General features: G+C 64.4%; 10 protein-coding genes. 3 read left to right on the plus strand and 7 right to left on the minus strand.

The genetic code is table 11. The annotated features are described in order from the left end of the window. From PHW99_RS11140 to cdd, 7 genes are all read right to left on the minus strand, one after another. A partial coding sequence (locus PHW99_RS11140) for a tetratricopeptide repeat protein (protein ID WP_300177100.1) occupies window positions 1–1,335 on the minus strand: 1,335 nt, incomplete at its 3' end. Then, window positions 1,322–2,119, minus strand: a complete 798-nt coding sequence (locus PHW99_RS11145) for a D-alanyl-D-alanine carboxypeptidase family protein (protein WP_300177103.1) — start codon at window positions 2,117–2,119, stop codon at window positions 1,322–1,324. The genes PHW99_RS11145 and PHW99_RS11140, both read right to left, overlap by 14 nt. A 9-nt stretch (window positions 2,120–2,128) precedes the next feature. Next, window positions 2,129–3,118 (minus strand): DUF3617 domain-containing protein, encoded by a 990-nt coding sequence (locus PHW99_RS11150; RefSeq protein ID WP_300177106.1) that lies wholly within the window; start codon window positions 3,116–3,118, stop codon window positions 2,129–2,131. Between the two features lie 136 nt (window positions 3,119–3,254). Then, window positions 3,255–4,574 carry a thymidine phosphorylase gene (gene deoA / locus PHW99_RS11155; RefSeq protein ID WP_300177109.1) on the minus strand — a complete coding sequence of 440 codons (1,320 nt, stop codon included), beginning with the start codon at window positions 4,572–4,574 and terminating at the stop codon, window positions 3,255–3,257. Window positions 4,575–4,576: 2 nt separating this feature from the next. Further along, window positions 4,577–5,365, minus strand: a complete 789-nt coding sequence (gene deoC / locus PHW99_RS11160) for a deoxyribose-phosphate aldolase (protein WP_366913380.1) — start codon at window positions 5,363–5,365, stop codon at window positions 4,577–4,579. Window positions 5,366–5,398: 33 nt separating this feature from the next. Further along, the gene (locus PHW99_RS11165; protein ID WP_300177114.1) at window positions 5,399–6,205 is read right to left on the minus strand and encodes a purine-nucleoside phosphorylase; all 807 of its coding nucleotides are present in this window, start codon (window positions 6,203–6,205) and stop codon (window positions 5,399–5,401) included. Beyond that, window positions 6,202–6,651 carry a cytidine deaminase gene (gene cdd, locus PHW99_RS11170; RefSeq protein WP_300177117.1) on the minus strand — a complete coding sequence of 150 codons (450 nt, stop codon included), beginning with the start codon at window positions 6,649–6,651 and terminating at the stop codon, window positions 6,202–6,204. Before cdd ends, PHW99_RS11165 begins: the two co-directional genes overlap by 4 nt. A 186-nt stretch (window positions 6,652–6,837) precedes the next feature. On the opposite strand from cdd, the gene PHW99_RS11175 reads away from it, so the two are divergent. From PHW99_RS11175 to PHW99_RS11185, 3 genes are all read left to right on the plus strand, one after another. Further along, window positions 6,838–7,818, plus strand: a complete 981-nt coding sequence (locus PHW99_RS11175) for a helix-turn-helix domain-containing protein (RefSeq protein WP_300177120.1) — start codon at window positions 6,838–6,840, stop codon at window positions 7,816–7,818. 187 nt (window positions 7,819–8,005) lie between these two features. Then, window positions 8,006–8,359, plus strand: a complete 354-nt coding sequence (eutS, locus tag PHW99_RS11180) for an ethanolamine utilization microcompartment protein EutS (RefSeq protein WP_366913373.1) — start codon at window positions 8,006–8,008, stop codon at window positions 8,357–8,359. Beyond that, window positions 8,356–8,835, plus strand: a complete 480-nt coding sequence (locus PHW99_RS11185) for a EutP/PduV family microcompartment system protein (RefSeq protein WP_300177123.1) — start codon at window positions 8,356–8,358, stop codon at window positions 8,833–8,835. The genes eutS and PHW99_RS11185 overlap by 4 nt, the downstream gene beginning before the upstream one ends. Window positions 8,836–8,953: the final 118 nt, after the last annotated feature.

The raw sequence follows: 8,953 nt of genomic DNA on the forward strand, positions 1-8,953 counted from the left end.
GTCCAGCCGTTCCAGGTTGTAACGCGCCTTGATGTGTTGGGGGTCCAGCCGCAGCGCGTGGGTGTATTCGCGCCGGGCCTCATCCACGCGTCCGGCCAGCATGTAGGCGTAGCCCAGGTTGTTGTGCACCCGCGCCTTGTTGGGGGACAGTGGGACCGTGCTTTCCCACAGGCTGATTTCATGGCGGTAATCCTGATTGCGTGCCACCGTCAGCCCCCCCAGACACAGCACCAACGCCGCCAGCAGTCCCCTGAATGTGTGCGGTTCCAGCCGCAGGGTCAGTTCGACCACCAGCGCCATGGCCAGCGGCCAGGCCGCCAGATACAACTGCCGGTCATTGGCCACATCCAGGCGCGGCAGGACCAGGTACAGCAGCAGCAGATGTATCACCGCCCATGACCAGGCCAGGCTGAGCCAGGGGCGCCGTGGCCGCACCCATATGGTCAGCCACAGGGTGGCCAGCAGGCCAGCCAGCGCCAGTGCGGCGGCGGCCGGGCTGCTCAGCACTGGCAGGTCAGGGTCGATGTTGAGCCACAGCGGCCAGCCCCACTGGCGCAGCAGGTAGGCCAGCCCCTGCGTCTGGGTGGCCAGGTTGCCGGTGAGCGAGTTCAGCTCGGCGCTGCGCTGCATGTGGGCCTGGTAATGGGTGTTGAACAGGAAAAATGCCACCACTGCCAGTGACAGCAGCCAGAGGCTCCACTGGCGTTGCCAGATCTGGCGCCAACGGGTGCCCAGCGACCATTCCCACACCAGCAAAGCCAGCACCAGGGTGACGGCGGTTTCCTTCACGGCCAGGGCCAGCAGCCACAACAGCGGCACGGCCAGATGCCGCTTGAGCTGATTGCCGTTCTCGCGAGCCGAGGCGTACACCACCAGCGCGGCCAGGTAAAAAAACGCCATCAACGAGACCGAGCGGCCACACACATAGGTCACCGCCTCGGTGTTGGCCGGGTGCAGCGCAAACAGCAGGGCCGATGCCAGCGGCACCTGGGCCCAGTTTGGACCGCCAGCCAGGGCCGCGCCAAAGTGTTGCACCAGCCGGTACACCAGCCAGGTGTTGGCCAGATGCAGGCCGATGTTGAGCAGATGAAACCCGGTCACCCCCCAGCCCGAGACCCAGTTGAGCACATAGGACAGCTTGAGCAGCGGGCGGATGCCCCACAGGCCCTGACCTTCCGTATCCAGCCAGGCCGCCCAGCTGTGGACGGCCGGGTTGTTGACGATGACGCGGTAGTCGTCAAACTGGAAGTCAGCACCCAGCGCATTGGCGTAACACAACAGTACCGCCAGGGTCAGCCCGAGCAGGTGGCGCGCGCGGAGGTCAGTGGGCTGCACGGGCAAACGCCAGGTCAAGCACATCCACGGTGTCCCACCAGCGATCACTGCCCTTGAGCAATACCAGCAGCACCTGGGTGTCGCCGCGTTGCGCCAGCGCCACCAGGCAGTGGCCTGCCTGTGCGGTGCGGCCAGTCTTCAGGCCGATGGCGCCGGGATAACGGCCCAGCAGGGCGTTGGTGGTCTTCAGGGAGAAACTGCGGCGGCCATCCACGGTGCGGATGGAGTGTTCGCGCTGGCTGGCGAGCGACAGGGCCTGGGGGTGTTGCATCAGTGCATGGGCCAGCCGCGCCAGATCGCGTGCGCTGCTGTAGTGGCCGGGCGCGTCATGGCCGCAGGCGTTGGCAAAGCGGGTATGGTGCATGCCCAATTGTCGGGCGCGCTGGTTCATGCGCTGCACAAACCGCGCCTGATCACCGGCCAGGTGCTCGGCCAGGGCGCGGCAGGCATCGTTGGCCGAGGCGATCAGGGTGGCGGCCAGCAGGTCCGCTACGGTGAATTGTTCACCGGCCTTGAGGGCCATGCGGGAGCCGGTTTCGCGTGCGGCTGCCGGGCTCACCTTGACCACCGCGTCCGGTGTCTGCGCACTGTGCTCCAGCACCAGCAGCGCGGTCATCATCTTGGTCAGGCTGGCGGGTGGCAGCCGTTGGTCGGCCTGGTGGCGCCACATGACACTGCCGTTGGTCTCCAGCCAATAGGCAGCACCGATGCGCGGAAATGGGTCAGACTGGGCCAGTCCCGACAGGGCCAGGCCCAGCAGCCAGAGTCCCAATAACCAACGCATGAGGATGGGTCAGAGGCCGAACAGCCCCTTGAGTTTTTTGGCGCTGTCCATCAGGGCACCAGCGGGGTTGCTGTTGGCGGCCGGTTCGGCATGGGGTGCTGGTTTGCCGGCGGTTTGGGTGTGCGTCGTCTGCGGTGCTGCCACTTCGGCGTTGGTGGCGGCATGGTCGCCACCGGCTTGGCCCTGCAGGCATTGGCTCAGGTTTTCGTGGCCGGTGAAGCTGCGGCCTTCGCAGGCTTTGCGGCGTTCAAGTTCCCGGTAGGCCTTGGCCTCGGCCGGGCAAAACCGTGACAGCGCACCGATGTTGCCGCCGTTGAGTGTGCTGCAAAGGGACTTGGCCGAAGCGTCCATGTCAACGCCACACTCCCGGGCCACCTGGACCTTGGGGTTTCTGGCCGAGTCAACCAGGGCGCCATAGACCTTGGCATCCCTGGGCGCTTCGGCGCGCACCGCTTCACAGAACGCCTGTTTTCGGCCGGGGCACATTTTGTTGTCCAGCAGCACCTGGCCCATCTGGATCTGCTGGACGGTGCTGCGGCCGCTGGTATCACACAGCTGGCCAAAGGCCTTTTGCACGACTTCCTCGGTGTCGCAACTGCCACCCAAACGACGGCTTTTGTAGGACTGGGTCATGTCCATTTTTCTGCCGCCCGATGTGCTGCTCAGGCGAATCGTGCCTTCGGACTGGTCGGCGCTGGCGGTCACGTCGCCGCTGCCTTCCATGACGCCGTCCTTGCGTTCGCAGCGCATCTTCCAGCTGGTCTTGTTGCCGATGTGTTTGACATCAGACACCTTGCATTCTTTCTGGGTGGTGTAGCTGGGGTCGCGCTCCGCGCCCTTGGGGACACAGGTCTTGATGGTGGTGGCGGGCATCGCAACCGGCATGCCGGGCATGTCCATTTTGGTGGTGATTTCCCAGTATTCGCCGGGGGCAGCCAGACTCCACAGGGGCAGGGAAAGACCCGCGCACAAGAGGGCGGCTTTGAACAGTTGGTACATGGCGGACTCGCTCTAAAAAACTCTCAAAAACAAGTGCCCCTCATTCTCCCGCCTGGCTGGCCGGGTGTGAATCCGGGGCAACAGGGCAGTCTAGTATGGTGTCCGGCGCAACAACAACCCCATGCATGGGGGAACTTCAGCGGCCAATGGCCCGAATCAGCACGGGGGTGGGTGTTGCAGGGGCATCACTGATCTGGACCAGACGCTGCAGTGTTTGACAAGCGTGTTCGGCCGCTGCAGCGTCGGCGGCATGGACCATGGCCAGTGGCTCACCGGCCTGCAACTGCTGGCCAATATGAACAAACTGGCTGAAGCCCACGCGGGCATCGATGGGGTCGCTGGCCTGGCGCCGTCCGCCGCCGAGCTCGACCACCGCCAGGCCAATGTCGCGGGTGGCCATGCCACTGACCCAGCCGCTACGCGGGGCGGGCACGGGCCGTTGTACCGGGGCCTGCGGCAGGTAGTGGCTGGGGCGTTCAGCCAAATTGGCCGGGCCGCCGAGGGCGTTGATCATGCGGGAAAACTGCTCCAGCCCGCGTCCACTGGTCACAGCATGCTCTACTTTTTGCATCGCCTCGGCTTCATTGGCGGCCAGGCCGCCCATCAGCAGCAGCTCGGCGCTCAGGCGCAGTGTGACGATGCTCTGGCGCGGGTCGGTGCCCTCGCCCTTCAAGAAGTCAATGGCCTCCTGTACCTCCAGCGCGTTGCCACAGGTGCTGCCCAGCACCTGGTTCATGTCGGTCAACCAGGCGCGCGTCGGCAGGCCGGCACCGTTGGCCACCTGCACCAGCGATTCGGCCAGGGTGCTGGCCATGTCCATGGAGTCGGCAAACGCGCCGTTGCCGACCTTCACGTCCATCACCAGGCCTTGCAGGCCAGCGGCGAGTTTTTTCGACAGAATGCTGGCGGTGATCAGCGGCACCGATTCCACCGTGGCGGTCACGTCGCGAATGGCGTACAGGCGGCGGTCTGCCGGGGCCAGGTCAGCCGTCTGGCCGATGATGGCGCAGCCTGCGCTTTGCAGGGCCTGGTGCAGGGTGGCCACGTCGGGCGTGCAGTGGTAGCCCGGGATGCTGCCCAGCTTGTCGAGCGTGCCGCCGGTGTGGCCCAGGCCGCGGCCTGAGATCATCGGGACGATGCCGCCGCAAGCCGCCACGATGGGGGCCAGCATCAGGCTGAGTTTGTCACCGACACCGCCGGTGGAATGTTTGTCCAGAATCGGGCCGTCCAGCTGGGCGCTGGTCCAGTCCATCACCAGGCCGGAGTGGGTCATGGCCTGCGTCAGGGCCACGGTTTCATCCCGGCTCATGCCTTGGAGGAATATGGCCATGGCCAATGCTGCGGCCTGGCCTTCACTCCACGAGCCGTCAACCAGACCGCGCACAAAGTGCTCGATGTGGGGCGCACTCAGCGTGTGGCCGTCGCGTTTGATGCGGATGATTTCTTGCGCCAGCATGGTCAGTAGCCCCCGGGCAGGGTGGGGCTGTCGTCCGTCTGGCCGCCCAGCACGGCCTCGATGTCGCCCAGCAGGCTGCTGGCCCCAATGCGGAAGCGCTTGGCCGTCAAGGCGGCAGCGCCCAGGTAATGCGCGGTGAGTGCTTCATACATCAGAGCATCTTGCGCAGTCTTGATACCGCCTGAGGCCTTGAAGCCTGCATGATGCTTGGCATGGGGATGGGCGGCGATACACGCCAGCATGACCTGCGCCGCCTCCGGGGTGGCGTTCACCGGGGTTTTGCCGGTGCTGGTTTTCAGGAAGTCGGCGCCCGCGTCCAGCGCCAGCTGACTGGCACGTTGAATCAGCTTGGGGGTTTGGAGTTCGCCGGTTTCCAGAATCACCTTGAGCACCAGGCCGGGGCAGGCTTGGCGCACGGCGGTGAGCAGCTGGGTGACGGTGGTGTCATCACCGGCCATCAGCGCCTGGTAGGGCAAGACCACGTCCACCTCTTGCGCCCCGGCCTGCACGATCTGCACGGTATCGCGCACGGCTGCGGCCACGTCGGCGTTGCCATGCGGAAAGTTGGCCACCGCAGCCACACCAATGTGGACAGGCAGTTGCGCACGGGCAAACGCGGCCAGGCGTGGCCAGACGCAGACGGCGGCCACCGGGCCAAAGGCGGTTTGGGCACGTTGACATAACCTGGCCATGTCGGCTTCGGTGTCGGCATCGTTCAGGCTGGTCAAATCGAGGCAGGCCAGGGCGATGCGGGCGCTGGTGATGAGGTCTTGTGACCCTGTGGCTGGGATGTTTGTCATGGTGAAAGTGCTCTGTCAAAGCGTCTAGGGCAATTGCGCAACGATGTCGGCCAGCAGGCGGCTGGCCTTGGCGCTGCCGGCTTGCGCCTGGTCCAGGGTATGGGCATGGCTGAGGTGCTCGGCGGACATGCCTGCGCCTAGGTTGGTAATGAACGACAGGGCCAGCACGCGCAGCCCCAAGTGGCGGGCCAGAATGGTCTCGGGCACGGTGCTCATGCCCACGGCGTCCGCACCCAGCAGCCGGGCCATGCGGATTTCAGCGGGGGTTTCGAACTGCGGGCCCAGAAACCAGGCATAAACACCTTCAAAAAGTGTAGTGCCTTGCGCTTGTGCCACCTGGGCTGCAAGGCGATTTAGCTCTGGGTCATAAGCTTCAACCATATTGACAAAGCGTTCACTGCCAAGCTGGCCGACCAGTGGCGAGCGCTGCGGCAGGTTGAGGTGGTCGCTGATCAGCATCAGGCTTTGCGGCGGCATGTCGGGGCGCAGGCTGCCGGCGGCATTGGTTTGCACCAGTGTGTGGCAACCGATGCTTTTGAGCACCCGCAGGGGCTCGGCCATGCCGTCCACCGCGCCGGTTTCGTAGCCGTGTTTGCGCCCGCTCATCACCGCCACCGGCTGCGCGCCGATGTGGCCCAGCCAGAGCGTGCCACTGTGACCGGCCACGCTGGGCTGCGGAAAACCTGGCAAATCGCTGTAGGGGAACTGGATGGCCCCGGTCAGGTGATCCGTCAAACCGCCCCAGCCCGAACCCAGCACCACGGCAACGCGGGGGTGCAGATCGGGCGCGTGTTGGCGGATGGTGTGCATGGCGTTGAGGGTGGTGTTCATGGGGCGGACTCCGGTGTGGGGTGGGCCAGATGATCAGGCCCAAAACTCTCTGGCAGCAAGGCGCCCAAGGTGTAGCTGGGCCCCAGGGTGGTGTCATTGGCGCTCAGAACGGGCATGTCGGGCGCACCAAATTCGCGCAATTTCTGGCGGCAGCCGCCGCAGGGCGTGGTCCAGGCGCTGGCATTCTTGCCGCCTTGGCCAACCACCAAAACGGCCAGCGCACGCTTGCTGCCAGCCAACACCATGGCGGCCAGGGCGGCAGCTTCGGCGCACAGACTTTGCGGGTAGGCAGCGTTTTCGACGTTGCAGCCGGCGTGGATGCGGCCTTGGTCGTCCAGCACGGCGGCACCGACCGCGTAGTGGGAATAAGGGGCGTAGGCCTGGCGCTGGGCGTGGCGGGCGGCGGCCAGCAAGGCGTGTTGCTGGGCTTGGGTGAGGGTGCTCATGGACTGGACTTTACCGCGATCCGACGGCGCGGCGGTACCGCGGAGTCAGGGTGACTCTCTATTGACAGGGGCGGGTGCACTGCAAAAAATCTGCTCCCACCAGACACCACTCGACATCGGCACAAAAACTGCTTCCAGCTGCCAGACCTTGATGCCCATTAACCCGAACCGATCATCGTGACCTCCATGCCCACCCCCTCCATGGCACCCACCCCTCAGTGGCGGGCGACGCAGTCTGCGGGAGTGGATCAGCTGGCGCAGAGCATTTCGGGCTGGGAACAGGTGTACGACCAAACCTCGCCGGGCCGGTTTCATGGTGCCTTGACCGAGCTGATGCTGGGGCCGGTGCAATTGTTCATCGAATCGTCCAGCCACGCGCTGGTGCAAACCTGCAAGACCTGGGCCGGGGCCACCTGGTTTGGCATTCCGGTGCAACACCGGCCCATGGTGCGGGTGGACGGCACGGGGCTGGCGCCGGGCATGCTGGCGCTGCATTCCGGCCAGGGCGACTTTCAGCTGACCACGCCCGATGACTTTGGTTTTCTGGGCATCGTGGTCCAGACCGACTGGCTGCAGCACTATGCAGCCAGCCAACACAGCGCCTTGCCGCCTGCGCTGCTGACACAGCGTGTGCTGCAACTGCCCGACGATGCGCTGGAGGCCGTGCGCCGCTGGCTGTGCCAACTGCTGCTGGTGCAGCCAGCGCAGCTTCAGGGGCTGTCGGCGCAGGCGCAGCAGCATCTTCTGGATGAGGTCGTGTCTGGCCTGGTACAGATGCTCACCCACGGCAAACACGGGCCGCGCGACAACGTGTCAGCGCAACACGCCCGGCGCATGCTGCGGCGGGTTCGAGATTATTTACAGGCGCACACCGAACGCTGTGTCACCGTGCACGAGCTGTGTGAGCAACTGGGCTCCAGCCCGCGGGCCTTGCAGGACTGTTTCCGCAAACATGTGGGCCTGTCGCCCAAGGCTTATCTGAAAGCGGTCAAACTCAACCAGGCCCGCCGCGAATTGCGCTGCGCGGATTCGACTTGTGCCAGCGTGAGCGATGTGGCAGTGCGCTACGGCTTCTGGCACTTGAGCCAATTTGCCGCCGACTACCGCTGGTTGTTTGGTGAATTGCCCTCGGAGACCTTGCGCAGGCGGGGTGCAGGGAGCTTCTGACTCCCGCCAGCGCCTCCCCGTGCGGGGGCTTTCATTGCGCTGAAGGTGTGTCTTCAGTCGTGCTGGCCTAGCCATCCAAAATCACGCCGATTTTTGCTAACGCTCTCGCTTCCTGCGTTCTCACAATCCGCCTCAGGGACTGGTGTGCGGGTGCATGCCAGCCGATCACCCACCCGAATCGAGACCGATGAGCAGCCAGGACGTTGTGACCAAGGAAAGAATCATCCAGGAATTTGTGCCTGGCAAGCAGGTCACGCTCGCCCATTGCATTGCCAACCCCACCGCTGAGTTGTGCAAAAAAATCGGTGTTCCGGGGGCTGAGGCGATTGGCATCATGACCCTGACACCGGGTGAAACCGCCATGATCGCGGGCGACATCGCCACCAAGGCGGCCAATGTCGAGATCGGTTTTCTGGATCGCTTCAGTGGTGCGCTGGTGATTTGCGGTTCGGTGGCCTCGGTGGATGAATCCTTGCAGCAGGTCATCAACACCTTGCGCCGACAGATGAACTACAGCATTTGCGAGATTTCACGCACATGAGCCAAGCTGCAAAAGTGGGGCGCTTCATGCTGATTGGCGACATTGGCGCGGGCAAAACCACCCTGTTCAATCACCTGTTTGGCCGGGATGAAGAAGCCCGCAAAACGCAGGTGATGGAATTTGAAGGCCACAGCGGCATTGACACCCCAGGCGAGTATTTCAGCCACCCGCGCCTGTACCACACCCTGATCACCATGGCGGCAGACGTGCAGCGGCTGGTGTATGTGCACCCCGCCGATGTGTTTGACTGCCGCCTGCCCTATGGGCTGCTGGACGTGTACGTTGGCAAGGCCATTGATGCCATCGTCACCAAAATGGACTTGCCCGATGCCGACCTGCCGCGCGTGGCGGCTTTGCTGCGCGATGCGGGCGTGTCAGGGCAGATTTTTCCGGTATCCATCCATGACCCGGCGTCGCTGGTGCGCGTGCGCCACCACCTGCTGGGCTTGGATCAAAGCGTGATGGAGCAAGCATGAGCAAAAAACAGTTGGTGGTGGCTGCCGATGTGCAGACCGTGGCTAAAACCGGGGTCAAAGTGATCCACCTGCACAGCCCCAACGCCCTGGTGACAGCCGAAGCCCGCAGCCTGGCCAA

Source organism: Rhodoferax sp. (assembly GCF_028689305.1).
Taxonomy (GTDB): domain Bacteria; phylum Pseudomonadota; class Gammaproteobacteria; order Burkholderiales; family Burkholderiaceae_C; genus Rhodoferax.